Consider the following 21,178-nt stretch of genomic DNA (forward strand, 5'->3'; position numbering starts at 1 on the left):
ATAGTCAACGGTGATACCCCTCTTTCCAGGAGTTGTTGGTGCTTACCGCGCAGCTTTTATCGGCACGAACTGACTGCATTTCCTCGGCCACCTAAATAACCTACTTGCCAAATTAACCAAGCAGGTTATCGTATGGAGAAAGGCACGCCGCACTGCAAACTACCTGTGGTGAGAGCCTTGATAGAGGCCGGCAAAGTCCGAGCCACCGCCAGCGCTTATCGGGACGCACGAACGCTTGGCGTGCATGACTTGGCTGGGATGTGCAAGGTCGTGCTGGCACTTGCTCCGATCAACTTCTACAAGAGCATGACGACTCACGCGGACCACCGAATTTGGCAAGACGTGTATCGCGCAAGAACAGATAGCGGTCGCGAGGTCTACCTAAAGTTGACTGTGATCGATGACGTGCTGATCGTTTCCTTCAAGGACTTAGCATCATGAAATGTCCAAGCTGCGGGGCCGCGGAATTGGTCCATGACACTCGCGATATGCCCTATACGTACAAGGGCGAATCCACCAGCATTCCGGCCGTGGCGGGTGATTTCTGTCCCGCCTGCCACGAAGTGCTGTTGGACCAGGAGCATGGCGATCGCTACAGCGCGTTGATCGGGCAGTTCCAGCGGCAAGTCAACGCAGCCTATGTCGACCCCTCCTACATCGCCAAGGTACGCAAGAAGCTCGATCTCGACCAGCGTGAAGCCGCCGAACTCTTTGGCGGCGGCGTCAATGCGTTCTCACGGTATGAAAATGGCAAGACCAAACCGCCGCTAGCCCTGGTCAAGCTTTTAAAACTGCTTGATCGCCACCCAGACCTGTTGAGCGAGATCAGGACTGCCTAAAAGAATCGTAGGCTGGGACGAGGCGAAGCCGAATCCCAGCATAGGCATGCGCGGTAAGCCATCCGAGTCCAAACTCACGCCAACGCGTGCTCGATACGCTCCTTCAATGCCAGATCGAACCGCGGCAGCAACTCCAACGCGCCGAGATTCTGCTCCAGCTGTTCCTTCCTGCTTGCGCCTAGCAGCACAGTCGATACGTTCGGATTGGCCAGGCACCAGGCAATCGCCAGTTGTGCGGGGGTAGCGCCCACTTCTGCAGCAAGCGCAGGCAGGTGTTTCACCTTGGCCACGCGCTCTTCGCCGTCGCCCAGCACCATGTCACGCAGCCATTCGTAACCCGGTTGCGTGAGGCGCGAACCGTCTGGCACGCCCTGGTTGTATTTGCCGCTCAACAAACCTGACGCGAGCGGCGACCAGATGGTGGTGCCCATGCCGTAGCTGGCATACAGCGGCGCGTATTCCTGCTCCACGCGTTCGCGATGCAGCAGGTTGTACTGCGGTTGCTCGACCACCGGCGCGTACATATGCATGGCTTGCGCGATACGGTGCGCTTCGTGAATCGCTGCCACCGGCCATTCGCTGGTGCCCCAATACAACACCTTGCCTTGGCGGATCAGCGTGTCCATGGCGGCCACCGTTTCCTCGATCGGTGTTTCCGGATCGGGGCGGTGGCAGAAATAGAGATCCAGGTGCCCCACGCGCAAGCGCTCCAACGCCTGGTGACAGGCCTCGATCACATGCTTGCGCGATAACCCTCGCTGGGTGGGCCGCGGCTTTTCTGCAGCGCCGAAGTACACCTTGCTCGATACGCAATAGCTGTCGCGCGGAAAACGCAGATCCGCCAGCACGTCGCCCATCAGGCGTTCGGCGTCGCCGTGGTTGTAAGTTTCGGCGTTGTCGAAAAAATTGATGCCGTGGTCCCAGGCCAGCGCCAGCAGATCGCGCGCTTCCGAACGACCCACCTGGCGGCCGAAGGTGACCCATGCGCCGAAAGACAGCGCGGACAGCTGCAAACCGGTGCGACCTAAACGGCGGTATTGCATGGCATGGCTCCCACGTGCGCGTTAGGTGGTGGCTCGTTTCAGTGAACGCTGAAGTCGACAATCGTGCTGTCGACCGTGCGCTGGTCATTATGCGTATGCAGCGTCACGGCGACGTTGTATTTGTCCAGATACGCCAGCGTGACCTTGTCGGTCTGGATGCCGTTGCTGTCGATGATGCGGCATTGCAACGCCAGCGCTTGTCCTTCGATCGACGGATTGATCTGCGAAGCGCTGTAGCGCTTGCCGCTGTCGCACAGGACCTGGCCCGGATCCTGGAAGGTTTTTCCACCGGTGAGACCGTAGAGGTAGACGAAAGCGAAATGGCCGTCGGTGCCGGTGTCGAAGCGCAACACCTTGCGCGCAGCCTGCACGGGCGGAACGGTGTTGGCTTGCGGGGGAATGCCTTGCGTCAGCAACGGAAAATAACCGCGATACGTGAGTTCCACCTGCGTCGCGACGGCGTTCCCTTTGTCGTCCTGCACGGCGGCCACGCGCCGCACCAGGCCTTGGCCGGCATTTTCCAGCGTCATGGCAGTGCTGAAGATGGTGGGCTGCGGGTGATCGGGCGAGGTGGCCGTATCGCGGGTATGCAGCGTGATTTTCGTAAATGGCACGGGAGCGAGATTCGCATGCGTGATCGTAGCCTGCACATCAGGCGTGAGTGCGTTGAAGCTGAAGTTCTGCGTGAGATACGACGACGCGGCGGCGGTGGCTGCCTGTGTTGGCGCCGTGTCCTGTGCGTGCGCGGCATAGCCGGCCACCAGCAGTGAAACGATCGTCGAGGCCGCCAGCCTTTTCGTCCATGCCATGCCCATGCCTGCTCACCTTGAATGCCTGGAAGAGGTGCCTACGATAACAAGGTAGGCCATCGACATGTACCTGCCGATGCTTTACGCGTAGACAAGCACCAGCCGCAATACGATGGCGGCAAACACGCCGGCGATCACGTCGTCCACCATCACGCCGAACCCACCCTTCAGGTGTTGGTCCAGGTAACGAATCGGCCACGGCTTCCACACGTCGAACAGACGAAACAGCCCAAAGCCGAGCGCGACCGCCCACCATGGGGCCAGCAAGGCAGGCAACAACGCGATCCATTGGCCGATGAATTCATCCCACACCAGGCTGCGATGGTCATCCACGCCCAACGCACGGCCCGCGACATCGCATGCCCACACACCGATGGCGAAGCCGATCACGATCACCAGGACATTGAGCGGCAGCGATAGCTGGCGCAGCAACAACCAGGGCAGGATCGCGGCGAGCGAACCGAACGTGCCCTGCGCCACTGGCGCAAGACCGGAGCCGAAGCCGCAAGCGAGCCAGCCTGCCGGTGTCGAAAGCAGTGCGCGGCGTTGTGCCGGTGCAAGGACTTTGCGCTCATTCATGCGTTGAAGTGATCCCAGCCTTGGTGTCCGGATTCGAGCCAATGTCCTTCACGATCACGCACTCTCACGCCCTCACCTTGCACGACCCGGCCGATGCGCGTGGCACCGCAACCCAGCTTGGCCAGATCGGCTTGTACGGCAGCCACGTGTTGTGCCGGCACGGTGAAGCACAGTTCGTAATCGTCGCCGCCGCTCAAGGCCAGGTCGCGCGAGGTGGTGTCGTCGAACAGATCGAGCAAGGCCGAGGAACGCGGCAACAGGGCGGCTTCTATATCTGCGCCCACATGGCTGGATGCGCAGATATGCCCGAGATCGGCCAGCAGGCCATCGGAAACGTCGATGCATGCACTGGCATGCCCACGCAGGGCAAGGCCGGCTGCAACACGCGGTGTCGGTCGGTTGAGACGTTCGATCAGATAGCGGGCTTGTGCTTCGTCGCGAGGATGGTTCCGCTGCACGCATTGCAAGCCAGCGGCGGCATCGCCGAGCGTGCCGGTCACCAGTACCGCATCGCCCGCTTGCGCACCCGTACGCATGAGCGCCTTGCCGGGCGGCACGAAGCCATGCACGGCGACGCTGATGGTCAGCGCACCACGGGTGGTATCGCCGCCGACCAGCGCCAGCCGGTAGCTTTGCGCGAGCTGCGCGAAGCCTTGGGCAAAACCATCGACAAAGGCCGTGTCTGCACCCGGCATGCTCAACGCCAGCAGCGCCCAGGCAGGTGTGGCGCCCATGGCGGCGAGGTCGGAGAGATTGACAGCCAGCGCTTTCCAACCGACGTCGGTCGCGGCGGTACCCACCGGGAAATGCACGCCAGCGACCATGGTGTCGATAGCCACGGCCAGTTCCTGTCCGGGCGGCACGACGAGCAGTGCGGCGTCATCGCCGATGCCCAGCCGCACATCATCGCGATGTTGCGCGGTGAGCTGGCGGATGCGGTCGATGAGGGAAAATTCCATGGGTCTGCTATGGCCTCTTCGTGCGCAGGCATCCAGGTTTGCTAATGGCTTGAGCTTGCCTCGCCATCATGCCGGTAAAGGCCGGCATGCGCGCTGAAGAGAGTTACCAGGTCAGCCCTGTTTCTCCGTGCCGCGAACCTGCGCCGCCAGCTTGTCCAGCACACCATTCACATAGCTGTGTCCATGGTCCGCACCGAAGCGCTTGGTCACCTCGATCGCTTCGTTGATGATCACGCGGTACGGCACATCCGGCCGATGCTTCAATTCGTAGGCAGCAAGGCGCAGCACCGCGCGTTCGATCGGATCGATCTGTGCCACGTCGCGATCGATATAGGGCTTGAGCGCTTCGTCCAACTCACTCACGTGCGCTTCCACGCCGCGCAGCAGATCTTCGAAGTACTCCAGGTCCGCCACCTCCATGTCCTGTTCGTGGCGAAACTGATCGACCACCGAATTCATCGAGCTGCCGCTCATCTGCCAGGCGTACAGCGCTTGCAAGGCGCGGCGGCGGGCACGCGAGCGCGCGGCGAGATCGATGCCTTCCGGACGCGAGTGCATTACAGCTTTCCGTACAGATTGACCATTTCCAGCGCGGCGATGGCAGCATCGGCGCCCTTGTTGCCGGCCTTGGTGCCGGAACGCTCGATCGCCTGTTCGATGGTGTCGGTGGTGAGCACACCGAAGGACACCGGCACGCCCGAACCCAATGCGGCCTGGGTCAGCGCCTTGGCGCATTCGCCGGCAACGAAATCGAAATGCGGCGTGGCGCCGCGGATCACCGCGCCCAGCGCGATCACCGCGGCGTACTTGCCCGAATGCGCCAGCTTGTGCGCGGCCAGGCCGATTTCCCATGCGCCCGGCACGCGGATCACGTCGATGGCATCGTCGCTCACGCCGTGGCGCACCAGCGCGTCGCGTGCTCCCGCGACCAGCGGTTCGACGACAAAGCCGTTGAAGCGGCCGGCGACGATGGCAAAACGGCCCTTGGGCGTGGCGAAATCGCCTTCGATGATCTTCATGCTGCGTGGATTCCTGTGTGGGCGGACTGCCCAGGCGAACGGGTTATTTTACGGATTTTGGTGCACGGATGGCTGCGTAAGTGCCACTCAGGCCATGGAAGGTTCGTGGCCGCGGCGCAAATGCGGGTACCCGTGGAAATCCAGGCTGGCCCGCCGCCCCACCACCCGCAGCCGCGCCGGCACGCCGAACGGCAGGGTGAATTTGTCCGCTTCGTGGCCGAACGGCATGCCCGACAGCACCGGAATGCCCGCAATGCGGCGGATCTGGTTGAACCCGTCGGCCAGGTCGTAGCCGTTGTCGTAGGCAGCCGGGCGGCACTGGGTGAAGTCCGCCAGGATCAGCGCCCGCTGCTGTTTCAGGACACCAGCCAGGTGGAGTTGGTAAAGCAGCCGCTCGATCCGGAACGGCGGTTCGCCGATGTCTTCCACGAACAGGATGCCCCCCTCGATACGCGGGAAATACGGTGTCTGCAGCAGGCTGCACAGCATGGCGAGGTTGCCGCCCCATAGCGGGCCTTCCACCGCCAGTTCCGCCGCTTCCCCGCAATCCCAGCTAGCGTTGCCATGCGGCGAACTGAGCGTGCGCCAGAAATGCCGCCAGGTCAGCGGGCTCAACCGCTGTGCGCCGAAATCCGGACCCAGCATCGGGCCGCCGAACGTGACGATGGCGCTCTTGGCATACAGCGCCATCTGCAAGGCGGTGAAATCGCTATGCCCAACCAAGGCGAACGACTGGCCGGCAAAGCGTTCGCGCAGGGCGTCGTAATGCAGGTGTTCCAGCAGCCGCGTGGCGCCGTAGCCACCGCGGATCGACATGGTGATATCCGGCAAGCTGTCGAGCGTGGCAAGCCCGTTGATATCCGCCGCCCGCTGCACGTCGCTGCCGGCGTAGCGCAGTTCGGTGCGGTCGATCACTTCCGTACCCTCCACCTGGCAGCCTGCGTCGCGCAGGCGTGCGATGCCGCGCGTCATGGCTTCGCGGTCGTGCGGGTAGCCGGAGGGTGCGATCAGGCGGAGATGGCAGGAAGCTTGAGGCTGCATGCAAGGACTCGTATCGGCAATCCGTTGGCACTCTATCTCATTCAAACGAGCCTACTCAGGAGCCGCTGCGACGTAATCATGGACAAACCATGACGTGGCAGCGGCCCCACCGCACGGGTGCCGGGATTGGCATCCCAGCCTACGGTGCCATCGTTGCAGCTGCGACGGTCGCCTCGCCTTTCAATACGAAATCCCGCGACGAATGCCCGACCTGGATCGGATAACTGCCCGCCGCAATCTTCCACTGGTGCCCCGACACATCGAACGTCGCCAGCAAGCGCGGATCGATGGTGACGGAAACCGTGCGGCTTTGTCCCGGCTGCAGCGATACCTTCTCGAACCCGGCCAGCCGATGCGGCGCTTCGCCCAGATCGCCCGGCAGGCTCACGTAGACCTGCGGCACGTCCTTGCCTTCGCGCGGGCCGACGTTGCTGACCTTGAAGCTCACCGTTACATGATCGCCTTGCGCACTGACGTGCAGATCGCTGTAGTCGAAGCGGCTATACGAAAGACCGAAGCCGAACGGGAACAGCGGCTGCAGGTTTTTCTTGTCGAACCACTTGTAGCCGACCGCGGCGCCTTCGATGTTGTAGTCGACGTCCAGCGCGTTGGTGATCTGCGGGCGCGGCAGTTGCTGTTCGTCCTGCGGGAAGGTCACCGGCAAGCGGCCGGATGGATTGACCTTGCCGGTGAGCACGCCGGCAATCGCTTCGCCGCCGCGCGCACCCGGGAACCACGCTTCCACCACCGCGTCCACTTTCGACAGCCACGGCATCTTCACCGGACCACCGTTTTCCAGCACCACCACGCTATGCGTGTTGGCCGCGGCGACGGCATCGATCAAGGCATCCTGGTTGTCGGGCAACGCCAGATTCGGTTGGTCGACGCCTTCGCAGGTCCACTGCGTGGCGAACACGATGGCGACGTCGGCGGATTTCGCCACGGCCGCCGCCTTGGCGGGATCGCTGCCGTCGTCGTAGACGATCTTCGCGTTCGGCAGCAGTTTTTGCAGTGCCTTCATCGGCGACGAAGGGTCGTAGACCTTCCACTGCCAATCCGGGGTTTTCACCGCCGGAATGGCCGGGCCGCCGATCGGCCACACCTCCGCCGAACCGCCGCCCGACAGCACGCCCACATCGGCATGAGCGCCGATGATTGCCACCGTCTTGAGGTCCTTGTGCAAGGGCAATTGCGCGTGCTCGTTCTTCAGCAGCACGATGCCTTCTTCTGCTGCATGCTGCGAGACGAGCGCATCGGCCTCCACATCCAGCGGCTTTGTCTCCGGCGGATGTTCGAACAAGCCGACGGCATACATGGACCGCAGTATGCGATGCACCATGTCCTCCAGGCGGCTCTTTGGAACCTCGCCTTTCTCGAGCGCCTGCTGCAGCGGCGGCCCGAAGCTGCTGAAGTTCTGTCCCAGGCTGAAGCCGGTGCTGTGGTCGACACCGGAAACCTGGTCGGTGCCGGCCATGGCGTCCTGCACACCGTGGTCGGCGCCCCAGTCGGTCATCACCCAGCCAGGGTATTTCCAGTCGCCCTTGAGGATGTCGCTCAACAGGTGCTTGTTGGAGCAATCCCACACGCTGTTGACCTTGTTGTAGCCGCACATCACCGAACCGGGATGGCCATCTTCGATCGCCAGCTCGAACGCGAGCAGGTCCGATTCGCGCATCGCCTGTTCGCCGATGTTGGCGCTGACGGTGGTGCGGTTGGTTTCCTGGTCGTTCAAGGCGTAATGCTTGATGGTGGAGATGACGTGTTGCGATTGGATGCCGCGGATCTCGCCGCCGTCGATGCGCGCGGCGAGCAGCGGATCTTCGCCCAAGTATTCGAACGTGCGTCCATCGCGCGGTTCGCGCGTGAGATTGATGCCGCCAGCAAGCAGCACGTTGATGCCCTGCCGATGCGCTTCACCGCCGATCATGCGGCCGCCGGCATAGGCCACCTGCGGATTCCAGCTGGCGGCGATGGCCAGGGTGGAAGGCAGCGGCGTGGCATTGCCCGCCTCGCCACGCACATGCGCCGGCTGCTTGCCCGGACCCTGATCGATCGGGTAGTTGTGCACGCCGATGCCGGCGTCGTTCTCCTGCAGGGCGGGAATGCCCAGCTTCGGCAATGCCGGCACATAGCCCGCCGCACCGATGCTGCCCGGCGGCTGCTTCGACGTCATCATGTCGTTGTAGCTCTGCACCATGTGCTGCATGTCCTGCAGCGGCATACGCTTGAGCAGTTGCTCAGCTCGCTGGTCCGGGGAGGACACGGGCTGATCCGCAAGCGCCGGCGTCAGGCTCGCGAGCGAAAGCGCGGTGAACAGGGCGGTGCGGGCAAAGACGGCAGTGCGCGGCAAATGGGCGAGCTTCATCCTGGATCCTTCGGGCTGGTTGCAACCGGGCGAAGGATGCCACGAAGCGCGGGACGTGGCAGTGATGAATATGGCCAGTCGTGCTTACGATCCTTGTGGACCGGTAAGCAAGGACGGGGGCTAGGTTGGGATGAGTGTACGCAAACCCCAACATCGCCATGCCCACCGCTACGTCGGGGTTTGCGTTCGCTCACCCCGACCTACGACTATTCGGCGTATTCGACGAACTCCAGCCCGTAGCCCGCCAAACCCACCAGCTTGCGCGGCGTGCCGAGCACGCGCAGGCGGTGCACGCCCAGGTCGGTGAGTATCTGCGCCCCCAGGCCAAGCTGCCGCCACTCCTGGTGCTGCTCGCTCGGCTCGGCTGGCGCGGGTTGCCGGTTGAGACGTCGCAGCAAAGCGTCCGGCGTGTCCTCGCCGGACAGCACCAGCAGCACGCCGCGGTTTTCGTCGGCAATGCGGCGCAAGGCCGCCGTGACGGTAATACCAAGATCGTCGCGCTGCAGATGCAGCACGTCGGACAAGGTGTTGCGCACGTGCACGCGGCTCAGCACCGGGTCGCCGTCATTGACGGTGCCACGCACCAGGGCAAAGTGCAGGCCGTGGCGGATCGCATCGCGATAGGCCACCAGGCGGAACGAACCGAACTCGGTCTGCACCGCTTCTTCGTACACGCGCTGCACGGTTTTTTCCGTTTCCAGGCGGTAGCGGATCAGGTCGGCGATGGAGCCGATCTTCAGGCCGTGCTTCTTCGCAAACACTTCCAGCTCGGGGCGGCGCGCCATCGAGCCGTCTTCGTGCAGCACTTCGATCAGTACCGCGGCAGGTTCCAGCCCGGCGAGCGCAGCCAGATCGCAACCGGCTTCGGTATGGCCCGCGCGCGTGAGCACGCCGCCAGGCTGCGCAGTCAACGGAAAGATGTGGCCCGGCTGCGAGAGATCCTGCGGCTTCGCATCAGCCTTCACGGCCACCTGGATGGTGCGTGCGCGGTCATGGGCGGAGATGCCGGTGGTGACGCCTTCGGCCGCCTCGATCGAGACGGTGAAGTTGGTGTGGTACGGCGAGGTGTTGTCGCTCACCATCGGGCGCAGGCCGAGCTGGCGCGTGCGCTGCTCGGTGAGCGTGAGGCAGACCAGGCCGCGTGCTTCGCGCACCATGAAGTTGATGTCTTCGGGCCGCACCATTTGCGCGGCCATGATCAGATCGCCCTCGTTTTCGCGGTCTTCGTCGTCGAGGATGACGACCATGCGGCCGGCGCGGATGTCGTCGAGGATTTCGGGGATAGTGTTGAATGCCATGTTGGTTCCTTGGAATGGGAGCGGCCGGCGGCATCCGCCACCGGCCGCCTCGCCGTCAATCACGCAAAGCCGTGCTGCTTCAGAAACGCCTCGTCGATGCGCGAGCCTTCGCCGCCACCGATCAAGCGCTCCACGTAGCGCGCCACCACATCCACTTCGATGTTCACCGCATCGCCGGGCTGGCGTGCATGGAACACCGTGTGTTCCACCGTGTGCGGAATGAGGTTTACGCCGAAGCGCTGCCCGCTCACTTCGTTGACGGTAAGGCTGGTGCCGTCGATGCAGATGGAACCCTTGGAAGCGATGTAGCGCGAGAGCGACGCGGGCACTTCGAATGTCCAGCGCTGCGAGCGGCCGTCCGGTGCGATGGAAACCACCTTGCCCACGCCATCGACGTGGCCGGATACGAGATGGCCGCCGAGGCGATCGGCCAGCCGCAGTGCTTTTTCCAGGTTCACCGGATCGCCCGGCTTGTGCTTGCCCAGCGTGGTGAGCGACAGGGTTTCGTTGGACACGTCGGCGGCAAAGCCGCGCGACGCCAGCGTTACCACGGTCAGGCACGCGCCCGACACGGCGATGCTGTCGCCCAATTGCACGTCGGAAAGATCGAGATCGGCGGTATCGACATGCAGGCGCACGTCGCCGCCGCGAGGCTCCAGCCGCGCGACCTGGCCGACGCTCTGGATGATGCCGGTAAACATCAGCGCACCTCCGCAAGGAAGGTGGACGAAACTTGGCATGTACGGTTGAGCATGAACGTTCTCCACGAAAAAAGAGTGTGGGAACGCCCCAAGGCAAAGGCACATGCATCGCACAGAGCGATGCACGATGCCGTCTTCTTTCATCCGGACTGTGACCGTCGGCTCCGGCGTTGGACCGGATCTGCTGACCTTCCGGCGTGGCCGGAAGCGCTCGCGGGCTCGGATCTTGCGACCCCTACCGCCGGTGGGGAATTTCGCCCCGCCCTGAAGACGTTTGTAATGAGTGCCGAAATCGGCGGGTGGAGTTTAACACTGAATGCAGCGGGCGCCTTGCATGATCGATCAAGCACGGGGGCCGTCCGCCAGCGCCGCCACCAGAAAATCGATCAGGCTGCGCACTGCCGGCGCACGATCGGCACCGGGTAGCCACAGCAAATGGATGGGCGAGCGAGAGAGCGGCCAATCCGGCAGCACCTTCGCCAGGCGGCCTTCCGCCACCAGCGCATCGGCCATGTAATCGCCCTGGATGCCGATGCCGACGCCGGCCAGGATGGCATCGCGCGTCGCTTGCGAGTCGTTGCAGGTCAGCACCGGATCCACGCGCACCGAACGGCGCTGCCGCTGCCGTGCAAACTGCCATAGCGTGCCGGTGCGCAATCCGCTGAAAGCCACGCAACGATGCTGCTTGAGATCGGCAGGATCCTTGAGCGGCGGCGCGGAAGCCAGGTAGTCCGGTGCGGCGCACAGGTAACGCTCCATGCTGCCGACCTGACGCGCCACGCAACGCGCATCGGCCAGTTTGCCCACGCGCAAGGCGAGATCCACCTTCGCCTCGACCAGATCGACGTAGGCATCGTCGTACGTCGCCTCGATGCGCACCTGCGGATGACTGCGCATGAATTCGCCCAGCAGCGGTGCAATGCGAACCCTGCCGTACGTCGCCGGCAGATGCAGGCATAAGCGGCCCGTCAGATCGCCGGTGCGCGGCCGCAAGTTGATGGCGAGTTCGGCCATCACCGCTTCCAGCCGCTCGCAATAGGCAAGCAACTGCTCGCCGCGCCGGGTGAGTGTCATGCGCCGGGTGGTGCGCAAGAACAACGCAGCGCCGGTGGCTTTTTCCAGCGCGGCAATGCGTCGGCTGAGCACGGAAGGCGTACAGCCGGCCACGCGTGCGGCCTGGGAGAAATTGAGCAGCCTGGCCGCCGCGGCAAAGCCACGCAGCTCGCGCAGGCGGGTCGGCGTCAGCTCGAACGATTTGTTCATACAGTGAACAAAAGATATGTATTGGCTGGAGATTATCACTTTTCCTCGAAAGGCAGACCATGGCGCCCTCTCAACCAAGGACCCTCGCCATGCGCAGCATCCAGCTCACCGCCTTCGGGCTCGATCACCTGAAACTTGCCGACACCCCCGCTCCGCGCCCCAAGCCGAACGAAGTGCTGGTGCGCATGGAAGCAGCGTCCCTGAATTACCGCGATTACCTGCTGATGAGCGGTAACCTGTATCGCGCCGTGAACTTGCCGATCGTTCCCGTCTCCGATGGCGCCGGCACGGTGGTGGAAGTGGGCGAAGCGGTGACACGCTTCAAGCCTGGCGACCGCGTGACCACGTTCTACAAGTCCCGCTGGATTGCCGGTGCCATGCGCCCAGAATGGGAGGGCGCCGACATCGGCGGCCCGGCCGAAGGCGTGATGCGCGAATTCGCCAACTTCGATGCCTATTCGCTGGCCCGTGCGCCCGCACACATGGATGCGTTGCAAGCCGCGACCTTGCCGATCGCCGCACTCACTGCGTGGCAGGTACTGGAACAAGCGCACCTCACCACCGGCCAGACCGTACTGGTGCTGGGCACCGGCGGCGTGTCGATCTTTGCGCTGCAGTTGGCCAAGTTGCGTGGCGCCAAGGTGATTCTGCTTTCCTCCAGCGACGAAAAGCTGGCTCGCACTAAGGCACTCGGCGCGGATGTCGGCATCAACTACCGCACCACGCCGCAATGGGCCAGCGTCGTGCGCGAGGCGACCCATGGCGTGGGCGTGGATGTCGTGGTCGAAACCGTCGGCGGCTCCACGTTTGCGCAATCGCTGGAAGCGGTGGGCATGCATGGTTTCGTCGGTGTCGTGGGCTTCCTGGGCGGCGGCGAGCTGCAAGTCCCGCTCACATCGATCATTCTCAAGCGCGTGCGCGTGCAGGGCATTTCGGTGGCGTCGCTGGAGCAGCACGAACGCATGCTTGCGGCGCTTGAAGCGACGCAACTGCTGCCGGTGCTCGACAAGGTCTACGGCTTTGGGGAACTGCGTGCGGCGATGGAGCATATGCTCGCCGGCAAGCACTTCGGGAAGATCGGTATCGACTTTTCCAGATGATGCTTGGGAAGGCTGGGAGGACAATCCCGGCATCGGAACGCCCACGAAAGCTGGGATTTCATCCCAGCCTACGGGCTAGACGAACGCTTGCGCCGTGTGCTGCCGGTAATCGCGCAGCACCTGGTCCATCACCCAACTGGTACGCGCCGCAGATTCCGCCGTGGACGGGCAAGCTCCTTGCTGCCCGCGCAGCTGTGCCACGATGGTTTCGATCAACGGTTGCTGGATATGCGGGGGATTGGCGACGGCGTATTCCTGCGTGCCGTGCGCGTTCTCCACGCGGATCGGGCTATCGCCGAAGGTGGCGAACACGATGCGGCCAGCATCGCCGATCACTTCCACGCGGTCTTCGTGCCGATAGCTGCCGAACTGCCAGATTCCCGTACCTAGCAGGCCGTGCGCGAAAGCAAACGACATGGCCACGCTATCTTCGGCCGGATACGCACCCAGCTGATTGCTGGCCTGCCCGTTCGCCGCCACGATGGGGCCGAACAACCAATCGAGCAGGTCCAGCGTGTGGCAGCCGATATCCATGAAGATGCCACCGCCGGAAAGCTGCGGCTGCACGCGCCAGGGCAACTGTTCGGCATCGTGGTAGCGCGGATGATGCGGCTCATGCAGCACCACGTTGACGAGGCGCGGCACACCGATGGCGCGCTGGTCGAACAACAGCTCGCGCACCTTGCGAAAGCGCGGCAGGCAACGGCGGTAGTACGCGACAAATACCGGCACGCCCGCGCGCTGGCCGGCGTGGAGCATCGCCCGGCATTCGGCATGGTCGCGCGCCATCGGCTTTTCCACGTACACCGGCTTGCCCGCGGCGATCACCATCAATGCGTACGACTTGTGCGTGGAAGGCGGCGTGGCGACGTAGACCGCATCGACGTCCGGGTCGGCGATCAAGGCGGCGGCATCGTCATACCACCGCGGCACGCCATGCCTTTGCGCGTAGTCGCGCGCCTTGCCGCCATCGCGACGCATCACGGCCACCAGGCTGGAACCTTCGATGCGGTTGAAGGCGGGACCGCTTTTGACCTCGGTGACGTCACCGCAACCGATGATGCCCCAGCGTATGACTGCCGTGCTCATGTCGTGATGGCTCCTGTCAGATGGCCGGCCGCAAGCGCAGGCGCAGATCCTGCCCGACGGCGCGGCTATCGAGCACGTTGAGCTTCCAGCGCGCCGCCATGTCGGTCAAGGGTGGCAAGGCCAGCAAAGGTCTTGCCGTGCCGCCCAGCAGCAGAGGCGCCATGTAGATCAGCAACTCGTCGGCCAGGCCGGCGGCGAACAAGGCGCCGCACAAGGTGGGTCCGGCTTCCACGTGGAGTTCGCTGCAGCCGCGGCCGGCAAGCAGGGCGAGCACAGCATGCAAGTCGAGCGCACCGTTTTGTTCGGCGATGGCGATGCACTCCACGCGTGCGAAGCGCTCATCCGGACTGGCCGATGCCGCGTGCAGCACCAGCGTGGGCGTTTGGCCGTCCAAAACCTGGCTGCCGCCAGGCGTGCGCAGATGGCGGTCGAGAATCACTCGCATGGGTGTGTATGCATGGCCGGGTTCGCCACCCACCTCAACGGGCAGGCGCACGGTGAGTTGCGGATTGTCGGCAAGCACCGTGCCGATGCCGGTAAGAATGGCCGAACTGCGCGCGCGCCAGCGCTGCACGTCCGCACGTGCGGCCTCGCCGGTAATCCATTTCGATTCGCCGTTGGCCAGCGCGGTGCGACCATCCAGGCTCATCGCCAATTTCACGCGCACCCAGGGACGATGGCGTTCGATCCGGCTGAAGAAACCTATGTTGATCTCGCGCGCTGCTTCCCGCATCAAGCCGCTTTCGACCGCGATGCCGGCTGCGCGCAGCCGGGCGATGCCTTGGCCGGCGACCTGGGGAAACGGGTCTTCCGCAGCGATCACGACCCGGCCGACACCGGCGGCGATCAATGCATCGGCACAGGGCGGCGTGCGGCCGTGATGCGCGCACGGCTCCAGCGTCACGTAAGCGGTGGCGCCGCGCGCGTCGGCACCTGCTTCGCGCAAGGCGTACACCTCTGCGTGCGGCTCGCCGGCGCGCTGATGCCAGCCCTGCCCCACCACCCGTTCGCCATGGGCGATGACGCAGCCGACGCGCGGATTGGGTTGCGTGGTGTAGAGGCCCTGTTCGGCCAGGCGCAGCGCCTGCGCCATGTGCATAGCATCGAGCACCGAGAATGTCATGGAAGCGTCTGAATATGGTTATGCAAGATCGTCAGTGTGGGCGATCGCCAGGCATTTGTCGCGCTGGCGACATCGGGAGTAGCCTTCGAATGTTAACCGCGGAAAAGGCACGGCCATGATCTACGACAACATCCTCGACACCATCGGCAATACGCCCATCGTCCGCCTGCATCGCGTGGCGCCTGCACACGTGACGCTGTATGCGAAGGTGGAAGCCTTCAATCCGGGCGGCTCGGTGAAGGACCGCCTGGCCATTGCCATCATTCTCGATGCAGAAAAACAAGGGCTGCTCAAACCCGGCGACACGGTGGTGGAAGCCACCTCAGGCAACACAGGCGTGGCGCTGGCGATGGTGTGCGCCTCACGGGGCTACCGCTTCGTGGCCATCATGACCGAAACCTTCTCGATCGAACGGCGCAAGTTGATGCGCGCCTACGGCGCCAGAGTCATCCTGACCCCCGCTGCCGAGCGCGGCACCGGCATGGTCCGGCGCGCCGAGGAACTGGCAAAGAAGCACGGCTGGTTCCTGGCCCGCCAGTTCCAGAATCCGGCCAACCCGGCGTACCACCGCAACACCACCGCGGCGGAGATCCTGCGCGATTTCGCCGGCAAGCGGCTGGATGCCTTCGTTACCGGCTGGGGCACCGGCGGCACGCTGACTGGCGTGGGTGAAGTGTTGAAGGTCGCCCGACCCGAAGTGAAGATCGTGGTCTCCGAGCCGGCCGGCGCATCCATGCTGCAGGACAAGCCCTGGCAGCCGCACAAGATCCAGGGCTGGACGCCGGACTTCGTGCCCGAGGTGCTCAACCGCAAGATCTTCGACGTGGACCTCCCGGTGGATGAAGTGGTCGCCCGCGATACGTCGCGCAGGCTGGCGAAGGAAGAAGGGATTTTCGTCGGCATCTCCGCCGGCGCTACCGTGGCAGCCGCGCTGCAATACGCGGAAAAGGCCGAAAAAGGCAGCGTGATCCTGGCGATGTTGCCAGATACCGGCGAGCGGTATTTGTCGACCTTCTTGTTCGAAGGTGTGGAAGAAGGGTCGGATGATGCTTGGCTGGAGAGCCTGGGCTAACCGCTGAAAAGCATAAAAAACGCCGGATGAGTCCGGCGTTTTTTTGCGTAAGGATCAGCCCTTGCGATGCCCACGTTTCGCTGCAGCCGCCGCGCCCGCTTCACCAAGCAACGAAAGCTGCAAGTTCTCCAGACCTGGCAGATCGCGTTCCAGCTTCTCGATTTCTTCGCGGAACGCATGCACGTCTTCGAACTTCCGATAGACGGACGCAAAGCGCACGTATGCCACCTGATCGAGCTTCTTCAGCTCGCGCATCACCAGCTCGCCGACGTGGCGCGAGGGCACTTCGCGCTCGCCGCTCTTGCGCAGGTCGTCTATGACCGCGCGTACCGCGGCATCGACATCATGGCTGGCTACCGGGCGTTTCTGCAGCGCGCGTTCGAAGCTTGTACGCAGCTTGCGCTCATCGAAGCTCTCGCGCCGCTCGCCGCTTTTCACGATCGCCGGTAGTTTCAGCTCGGCCGTTTCGAAGGTGTTGAAGCGCTCGCCGCACTGCGGACACTCGCGACGGCGGCGTACGGTGGCACCGTCGTCGGCAAGGCGTGAGTCGATCACGCGGGTGTCTTCATGCTGGCAGAAGGGACAGTGCACGTGTGTCCTGACTTAGCCGTAGACCGGGAACGTCTCGCACTGCGCAGATACTTTCTCGCGCACGGCCTTGATCACGCCTTCATCCGCCGGTGCGTCCAACACATCGCAGATCCACTGCGTGAGTTCCACCACATCCGCTTCCTTGTAACCGCGCGTGGTGATGGCCGGCGTACCGACACGCAGGCCGGAAGTGACGAACGGCGAACGCGGGTCGTTCGGCACGGCGTTCTTGTTGACGGTGATGTGCGCCTTGCCCAATGCCGCTTCCGCATCCTTGCCGGTAACTTCGCGGCCGATCAGGTCGATCAGCATCAGGTGGTTTTCGGTACCGCCGGAGACGACCTTGTAACCGCGCTCGATCAGCGTCTTGGCCATGGCCTTGGCGTTTTTCACCACTTGCACCTGATAGTCCTTGAACGACGGCTCCAGCGCTTCCTTGAACGCCACCGCCTTGGCGGCGATCACGTGCATCAGTGGGCCGCCCTGGATGCCGGGGAATACGATGGATTGCAGCTTTTTCTCGATCTCCTCGCCCGCGTCCTTGGCGATGACGATGCCGCCGCGCGGGCCGCGCAATGTTTTGTGCGTGGTGGAAGTGACCACGTGGGCGTGCGGCAGCGGGCTGGGATACACACCGGCGGCGACGAGACCGGCGATGTGCGCCATGTCCACGAACAGGTAGGCGCCCACCTTGTCGGCAATGACGCGGAAGCGCGCCCAGTCCATGATCTGCGAGTAGGCGCTGAAGCCGGCCACGATCATCTTCGGCTTGTGCTCGACGGCGAGGCGCTCGACTTCGTCATAATCGACCAAGCCCTGCTCGTTCACGCCGTACTGCACTGCGTTATAAATCTTGCCGGACAGGTTCACCTTCGCGCCGTGGGTAAGGTGGCCGCCGTGCGCCAGGCTCATGCCCAGGATGGTGTCGCCCGGATTGAGCAGCGCGAAGTACACCGCCTGGTTGGCCTGCGAGCCGGAATGCGGCTGCACGTTGGCGTAGGTGGCGCCGAACAGCTGCTTGAGTCGCTCGATGGCCAGGCGCTCGGCCACGTCCACGTATTCGCAGCCGCCGTAGTAGCGTTTGCCCGGGTAGCCTTCGGCGTATTTGTTGGTGAGCACCGAACCCTGGGCTTCCAGCACGCGCGGGCTGGCGTAGTTTTCCGAAGCGATCAGCTCGACGTGGTCCTCCTGGCGGCGGGCTTCGTCGGCAATGGCCTTGGCCAGCTCATCGTCGTAGCCGGCAATCGTTTGATGCTTCGGGAACATTCGGGCCTCGTGGGGTCGCGTGGGACGGGGTGAAGACTTGAAATTGTAATGGTCGGCGGTGTAAGCGGCCACCTTGGTCTTATTGCGCCGGCGACTTTGCCGGCAAATCAAGGAGCTGGCCCGAATGGCATGCGGATTCGTGCACAACCCTAATGCCGACGCCTAGCCACGGCGCTCACCATCACATAGCTGATGATCATCAGCAGCAACCACGCCCCCAGCTTCGAGAACGGCACCATCCGCCAGCCGTGATGCTGCATCGGGTAACGCCACGCAGCGGTGAACGTGCCGATGTTTTCGGCGAACCAGATGAACAGCGCCACCAGCACGAAGCCCAGCAGCAGCGGCATGCGCCGATGCACATGGCGGATGCGGAAATACACCCAGGTACGCCCGAACAGCAGCGTCACCGCAGCGAAGAGCACGTAACGCAGGTCGGCCAGAAAGTGGTGCGTAAAGAAATTCGCGTAGATCGCCACGGCCAGCCACACGGTGGCCGCAAACGGCGGGTGCCGGGTGAAGCGGAAATCGAACAATCGCCAGGCCCGCGCGATATAGCTGCCCACCGAGGCGTACATGAAGCCGCTGAACAGCGGCACGCCGCCGATGCGCAGCAACGATGACTCCGGATAGATCCACGAACCCATCGAGGTCTTGAACACCTCCATCGCCGTGCCGACGAGGTGGAACAGCAGGATCACCTTCGCCTCTTCGATGGTCTCCAGCCGGCTGGCGAGCAGCACGCACTGGATCGCCAACGCGGCCAGCGTGAGGAAGTCATAGCGTGCCAGCGCCGCGTGGCTGGGATAGAACGCCCAGCTGAGCCCGAGCAGCAGCACCATGCTGCCGCCGAAAAGGCAGGCCGAGGCCTGCTTCACGCCGAAGCAGAGCAATTCATGCAGGGCCACCGCGCCACGGCCGCGCGTATGCGCCCAGTGGCCGGCGTGCTCGTCCCAGACGCGCAGCACGCCGAGCATCAGGGAAGGTTGAAAGGCAGGCAGTCGTCGCGTTCGCATGGCTCGGGAGACTGGCAGGCCAAACTGACCCGGCCGACGCAAAAAGTGGCGAACGCGTGGCGATCAGCTCGCAAGAAGACGATACGGGAAGCTCCGCTGTCACCGGCGCTTACACATAAACCGCTATACTAAAGGGCTTAACACCCACGCCTAACACGCCTTGCGCGTCGCCTGTCCTTGCGGGCCAGTCACGCGCATGCCAACGGAGCCAGCATGCAATACATCTACACCATGAACGGGGTCAGCAAGATCGTTCCCCCGAAGCGCCAGATCATCAAGGATATTTCGCTGAGCTTCTTCCCGGGCGCCAAGATCGGCCTGCTCGGCCTGAACGGCGCGGGCAAGTCCACGGTGCTGCGCATCATGGCCGGCGTCGACAAGGACTTCCAGGGCGAAGCGCGCCCGCAGCCGGGCATCAAGGTCGGCTACCTGGCGCAGGAGCCGGAGCTGGATCCCGAGAAGACCGTGCGCCAGGCGGTGGAGGAAGGCGTCTCGGTGATCTTCGACGCGCAGAAGCGCCTGGAAGAGGTCTATGCCGCCTACGCCGAAGAAGGCGCGGACTTCGACAAGCTCGCCGCCGAGCAACAGGCACTGGAGAACATCCTGGCCGTGAACGACGCGCACGCGCTGGAGCGCCAGTTGGAAGTGGCCGCCGATGCCCTGCGCCTGCCGCCGTGGGACGCCAAGATCGGCCCGCTGTCCGGTGGCGAGAAGCGCCGCGTGGCGCTGTGCCGCCTGCTGCTGTCCAAGCCGGACATGCTGCTGCTGGACGAACCGACCAACCACCTGGACGCCGAGTCGGTGGAGTGGCTGGAGCACTTCCTGCAGGACTACCCCGGCACCGTGGTGGCGGTCACCCATGATCGCTACTTCCTGGACAACGCCGCCGAGTGGATTCTGGAACTCGACCGCGGCCGCGGCATTCCGTGGAAGGGCAACTACACCGAATGGCTGGAACAGAAGGACCAGCGCCTGAAGCAGGAAGCGCAGCAGGAAAAATCGCGCCAGAAGGCGATCGAAAAGGAACTGGAGTGGGTGCGCTCCGCCGCCAAGGGCCGCCAGTCCAAGGGCAAGGCGCGCTTGAACCGTTTCGAAGAACTGAATGCGGTGGAATACCAGCGCCGCAACGAAACCAATGAAATCTTCATTCCGCCGGGCGAGCGCCTGGGCCAGGAAGTGATCGAGTTCAAGAACGTCACCAAGTCCTTCGGCGATCGCCTGCTGATCGATGATTTGTCGTTCAAGGTGCCGCCGGGCGCCATCGTGGGTGTGATCGGTCCGAACGGCGCGGGCAAATCCACGCTGATGAAGCTGATCACCGGCGTGGAGAAGCCCGACAGCGGCGAAGTGAAGATCGGCCATACCGTCAAGCTCGCCTACGTGGATCAGTCGCGCGGCGCGCTCGATGCAAAAAACAACGTGTGGCAGGAAGTCTCCGGCGGCTCGGACATCCTCACCATCGGCAACTTCGAAATCCAGTCGCGCGCCTATATCGGCCGCTTCAACTTCAAGGGCACCGACCAGCAGAAGATCGTCGGCAACCTCTCCGGTGGTGAGCGCGGCCGCCTGCACATGGCCAAGACCCTGCTGCAGGGCGGCAATGTGCTGCTGCTCGACGAACCTTCCAACGACCTGGATATCGAAACCCTGCGCGCATTGGAAGATGCGCTGCTGGAGTTCCCGGGCTGCGCGATGGTGATCTCGCACGATCGCTGGTTCCTGGACCGCATCGCCACGCACATCATCGCGTTCGAAGGCGACTCGCACGTGGAGTTCTTCCCCGGCAACTACAACGAGTACGAAGCGGACAAGAAGCGTCGCCTGGGCGATGAGGCGGCAAAACCGCATCGGGTGAAGTACAAGAAGCTGGCTTGACCTGCGCGCCCCGGAGCGGTTGTGCTCCGGGGCCAACCCGTGCAGAGAAGGCCGGAGCCTCCTTAAAATAGGCCGATACCCATCGCTGGAAGGCTCCCTGCATGTCATTTACCGAGGCCCTGCGTCAACG

Annotated in this window: 21 protein-coding genes and 1 riboswitch; of the genes, 5 read left to right on the plus strand and 16 right to left on the minus strand. The window is 63.6% G+C overall.

The window, feature by feature from the left end:
* Positions 1-132 precede the first annotated feature (132 nt).
* Both VMA74_RS21470 and VMA74_RS21475 read left to right on the plus strand, forming a co-directional pair.
* A complete protein-coding gene (locus VMA74_RS21470) occupies positions 133-441 on the plus strand; it encodes a type II toxin-antitoxin system MqsR family toxin (RefSeq protein ID WP_325370747.1) in 309 nt (102 codons plus the stop codon).
* Positions 438-839, plus strand: coding sequence for a type II toxin-antitoxin system MqsA family antitoxin (locus tag VMA74_RS21475; protein ID WP_325370749.1), 402 nt, complete (start codon positions 438-440; stop codon positions 837-839). The genes VMA74_RS21470 and VMA74_RS21475 overlap by 4 nt, the downstream gene beginning before the upstream one ends.
* Positions 840-913: 74 nt before the next feature.
* Here VMA74_RS21475 and VMA74_RS21480 read toward each other — a convergent pair whose 3' ends face one another.
* From VMA74_RS21480 to VMA74_RS21530, 11 genes are all read right to left on the minus strand, one after another.
* Positions 914-1,882, minus strand: coding sequence for an aldo/keto reductase (locus VMA74_RS21480; protein WP_325370750.1), 969 nt, complete (start codon positions 1,880-1,882; stop codon positions 914-916).
* A 38-nt stretch (positions 1,883-1,920) separates the two neighbouring features.
* The gene (locus VMA74_RS21485; RefSeq protein WP_325370752.1) at positions 1,921-2,691 is read right to left on the minus strand and encodes a hypothetical protein; all 771 of its coding nucleotides are present in this window, start codon (positions 2,689-2,691) and stop codon (positions 1,921-1,923) included.
* An 81-nt stretch (positions 2,692-2,772) separates the two neighbouring features.
* Entirely contained in the window at positions 2,773-3,270 is a 498-nt protein-coding gene (locus tag VMA74_RS21490; RefSeq protein ID WP_325370754.1) for a phosphatidylglycerophosphatase A, read from the minus strand.
* On the minus strand, positions 3,267-4,229 hold the full coding sequence (gene thiL / locus VMA74_RS21495) for a thiamine-phosphate kinase (RefSeq protein WP_325370756.1): 963 nt from the start codon (positions 4,227-4,229) through the stop codon (positions 3,267-3,269). Before thiL ends, VMA74_RS21490 begins: the two co-directional genes overlap by 4 nt.
* A 111-nt stretch (positions 4,230-4,340) precedes the next feature.
* On the minus strand, positions 4,341-4,787 hold the full coding sequence (gene nusB, locus VMA74_RS21500; RefSeq protein ID WP_325370758.1) for a transcription antitermination factor NusB: 447 nt from the start codon (positions 4,785-4,787) through the stop codon (positions 4,341-4,343).
* Positions 4,787-5,248: a 6,7-dimethyl-8-ribityllumazine synthase gene (ribE, locus tag VMA74_RS21505; protein ID WP_325370760.1), complete on the minus strand. Its 462-nt coding sequence runs from the start codon at positions 5,246-5,248 to the stop codon at positions 4,787-4,789. Before ribE ends, nusB begins: the two co-directional genes overlap by 1 nt.
* Positions 5,249-5,335: 87 nt before the next feature.
* Complete coding sequence (ldcA, locus tag VMA74_RS21510; RefSeq protein ID WP_325370762.1) at positions 5,336-6,289, minus strand: muramoyltetrapeptide carboxypeptidase; 954 nt, start codon at positions 6,287-6,289, stop codon at positions 5,336-5,338.
* 139 nt (positions 6,290-6,428) lie between these two features.
* The gene (locus tag VMA74_RS21515) at positions 6,429-8,654 is read right to left on the minus strand and encodes a beta-glucosidase family protein (RefSeq protein ID WP_325370764.1); all 2,226 of its coding nucleotides are present in this window, start codon (positions 8,652-8,654) and stop codon (positions 6,429-6,431) included.
* A gap of 206 nt (positions 8,655-8,860) precedes the next feature.
* Positions 8,861-9,952 carry a bifunctional 3,4-dihydroxy-2-butanone-4-phosphate synthase/GTP cyclohydrolase II gene (gene ribBA, locus VMA74_RS21520; RefSeq protein ID WP_325370766.1) on the minus strand — a complete coding sequence of 364 codons (1,092 nt, stop codon included), beginning with the start codon at positions 9,950-9,952 and terminating at the stop codon, positions 8,861-8,863.
* Positions 9,953-10,011: 59 nt separating this feature from the next.
* Positions 10,012-10,653: a riboflavin synthase gene (locus VMA74_RS21525; protein WP_325370768.1), complete on the minus strand. Its 642-nt coding sequence runs from the start codon at positions 10,651-10,653 to the stop codon at positions 10,012-10,014.
* Positions 10,654-10,781: 128 nt separating this feature from the next.
* Positions 10,782-10,929, minus strand: a riboswitch (FMN riboswitch).
* Between the two features lie 66 nt (positions 10,930-10,995).
* Positions 10,996-11,916, minus strand: a complete 921-nt coding sequence (locus VMA74_RS21530) for a LysR family transcriptional regulator (RefSeq protein WP_325370770.1) — start codon at positions 11,914-11,916, stop codon at positions 10,996-10,998.
* Positions 11,917-12,005: 89 nt separating this feature from the next.
* On the opposite strand from VMA74_RS21530, the gene VMA74_RS21535 reads away from it, so the two are divergent.
* Positions 12,006-13,016, plus strand: a complete 1,011-nt coding sequence (locus VMA74_RS21535) for an NAD(P)-dependent alcohol dehydrogenase (protein WP_325370772.1) — start codon at positions 12,006-12,008, stop codon at positions 13,014-13,016.
* A 75-nt stretch (positions 13,017-13,091) separates the two neighbouring features.
* Here the strand turns inward: VMA74_RS21535 and VMA74_RS21540 are convergent, their stop codons facing one another.
* Positions 13,092-14,105 (minus strand): Gfo/Idh/MocA family oxidoreductase, encoded by a 1,014-nt coding sequence (locus VMA74_RS21540; protein WP_325370774.1) that lies wholly within the window; start codon positions 14,103-14,105, stop codon positions 13,092-13,094.
* Between the two features lie 16 nt (positions 14,106-14,121).
* Positions 14,122-15,228, minus strand: coding sequence for a bifunctional diaminohydroxyphosphoribosylaminopyrimidine deaminase/5-amino-6-(5-phosphoribosylamino)uracil reductase RibD (gene ribD / locus VMA74_RS21545; RefSeq protein ID WP_414649652.1), 1,107 nt, complete (start codon positions 15,226-15,228; stop codon positions 14,122-14,124).
* Positions 15,229-15,343: 115 nt separating this feature from the next.
* Between ribD and cysK the strand changes: the two genes are divergently transcribed.
* Entirely contained in the window at positions 15,344-16,300 is a 957-nt protein-coding gene (gene cysK / locus VMA74_RS21550) for a cysteine synthase A (protein ID WP_325370776.1), read from the plus strand.
* Positions 16,301-16,354: 54 nt separating this feature from the next.
* On the opposite strand, the gene nrdR is transcribed toward cysK, so the two are convergent.
* The 3 genes from nrdR to VMA74_RS21565 form a co-directional block, all read right to left on the minus strand.
* The gene (nrdR, locus tag VMA74_RS21555) at positions 16,355-16,891 is read right to left on the minus strand and encodes a transcriptional regulator NrdR (protein ID WP_192676799.1); all 537 of its coding nucleotides are present in this window, start codon (positions 16,889-16,891) and stop codon (positions 16,355-16,357) included.
* 12 nt (positions 16,892-16,903) lie between these two features.
* Positions 16,904-18,157, minus strand: coding sequence for a serine hydroxymethyltransferase (gene glyA / locus VMA74_RS21560; protein ID WP_325370779.1), 1,254 nt, complete (start codon positions 18,155-18,157; stop codon positions 16,904-16,906).
* Between the two features lie 149 nt (positions 18,158-18,306).
* The gene (locus tag VMA74_RS21565) at positions 18,307-19,173 is read right to left on the minus strand and encodes a DUF817 domain-containing protein (protein ID WP_325370781.1); all 867 of its coding nucleotides are present in this window, start codon (positions 19,171-19,173) and stop codon (positions 18,307-18,309) included.
* A gap of 213 nt (positions 19,174-19,386) precedes the next feature.
* On the opposite strand from VMA74_RS21565, the gene ettA reads away from it, so the two are divergent.
* Complete coding sequence (gene ettA, locus VMA74_RS21570) at positions 19,387-21,048, plus strand: energy-dependent translational throttle protein EttA (RefSeq protein WP_325370783.1); 1,662 nt, start codon at positions 19,387-19,389, stop codon at positions 21,046-21,048.
* Positions 21,049-21,178: the final 130 nt, after the last annotated feature.

It is taken from the genome of Dyella sp. (assembly GCF_035508675.1).
GTDB lineage: Bacteria > Pseudomonadota > Gammaproteobacteria > Xanthomonadales > Rhodanobacteraceae > Dyella_B.

What these genes read in the sequence shown, in the direction of transcription:
- VMA74_RS21535 (WP_325370772.1), top strand. Translation starts at nt 12,006, where the DNA reads ATGCGCAGCATCCAGCTCACCGCCTTCGGGCTCGATCACCTGAAACTT.
- VMA74_RS21530 (WP_325370770.1), bottom strand. Translation starts at nt 11,916, where the DNA reads ATGAACAAATCGTTCGAGCTGACGCCGACCCGCCTGCGCGAGCTGCGT.
- VMA74_RS21485 (WP_325370752.1), bottom strand. Translation starts at nt 2,691, where the DNA reads ATGGCATGGACGAAAAGGCTGGCGGCCTCGACGATCGTTTCACTGCTG.
- ldcA (WP_325370762.1), bottom strand. Translation starts at nt 6,289, where the DNA reads ATGCAGCCTCAAGCTTCCTGCCATCTCCGCCTGATCGCACCCTCCGGC.
- VMA74_RS21540 (WP_325370774.1), bottom strand. Translation starts at nt 14,105, where the DNA reads ATGAGCACGGCAGTCATACGCTGGGGCATCATCGGTTGCGGTGACGTC.
- cysK (WP_325370776.1), top strand. Translation starts at nt 15,344, where the DNA reads ATGATCTACGACAACATCCTCGACACCATCGGCAATACGCCCATCGTC.
- VMA74_RS21565 (WP_325370781.1), bottom strand. Translation starts at nt 19,173, where the DNA reads ATGCGAACGCGACGACTGCCTGCCTTTCAACCTTCCCTGATGCTCGGC.
- VMA74_RS21475 (WP_325370749.1), top strand. Translation starts at nt 438, where the DNA reads ATGAAATGTCCAAGCTGCGGGGCCGCGGAATTGGTCCATGACACTCGC.
- ettA (WP_325370783.1), top strand. Translation starts at nt 19,387, where the DNA reads ATGCAATACATCTACACCATGAACGGGGTCAGCAAGATCGTTCCCCCG.
- VMA74_RS21470 (WP_325370747.1), top strand. Translation starts at nt 133, where the DNA reads ATGGAGAAAGGCACGCCGCACTGCAAACTACCTGTGGTGAGAGCCTTG.
- VMA74_RS21490 (WP_325370754.1), bottom strand. Translation starts at nt 3,270, where the DNA reads ATGAATGAGCGCAAAGTCCTTGCACCGGCACAACGCCGCGCACTGCTT.
- ribE (WP_325370760.1), bottom strand. Translation starts at nt 5,248, where the DNA reads ATGAAGATCATCGAAGGCGATTTCGCCACGCCCAAGGGCCGTTTTGCC.
- VMA74_RS21480 (WP_325370750.1), bottom strand. Translation starts at nt 1,882, where the DNA reads ATGCAATACCGCCGTTTAGGTCGCACCGGTTTGCAGCTGTCCGCGCTG.
- VMA74_RS21525 (WP_325370768.1), bottom strand. Translation starts at nt 10,653, where the DNA reads ATGTTTACCGGCATCATCCAGAGCGTCGGCCAGGTCGCGCGGCTGGAG.
- VMA74_RS21515 (WP_325370764.1), bottom strand. Translation starts at nt 8,654, where the DNA reads ATGAAGCTCGCCCATTTGCCGCGCACTGCCGTCTTTGCCCGCACCGCC.
- ribD (WP_414649652.1), bottom strand. Translation starts at nt 15,228, where the DNA reads ATGACATTCTCGGTGCTCGATGCTATGCACATGGCGCAGGCGCTGCGC.
- glyA (WP_325370779.1), bottom strand. Translation starts at nt 18,157, where the DNA reads ATGTTCCCGAAGCATCAAACGATTGCCGGCTACGACGATGAGCTGGCC.
- thiL (WP_325370756.1), bottom strand. Translation starts at nt 4,229, where the DNA reads ATGGAATTTTCCCTCATCGACCGCATCCGCCAGCTCACCGCGCAACAT.
- ribBA (WP_325370766.1), bottom strand. Translation starts at nt 9,952, where the DNA reads ATGGCATTCAACACTATCCCCGAAATCCTCGACGACATCCGCGCCGGC.
- nusB (WP_325370758.1), bottom strand. Translation starts at nt 4,787, where the DNA reads ATGCACTCGCGTCCGGAAGGCATCGATCTCGCCGCGCGCTCGCGTGCC.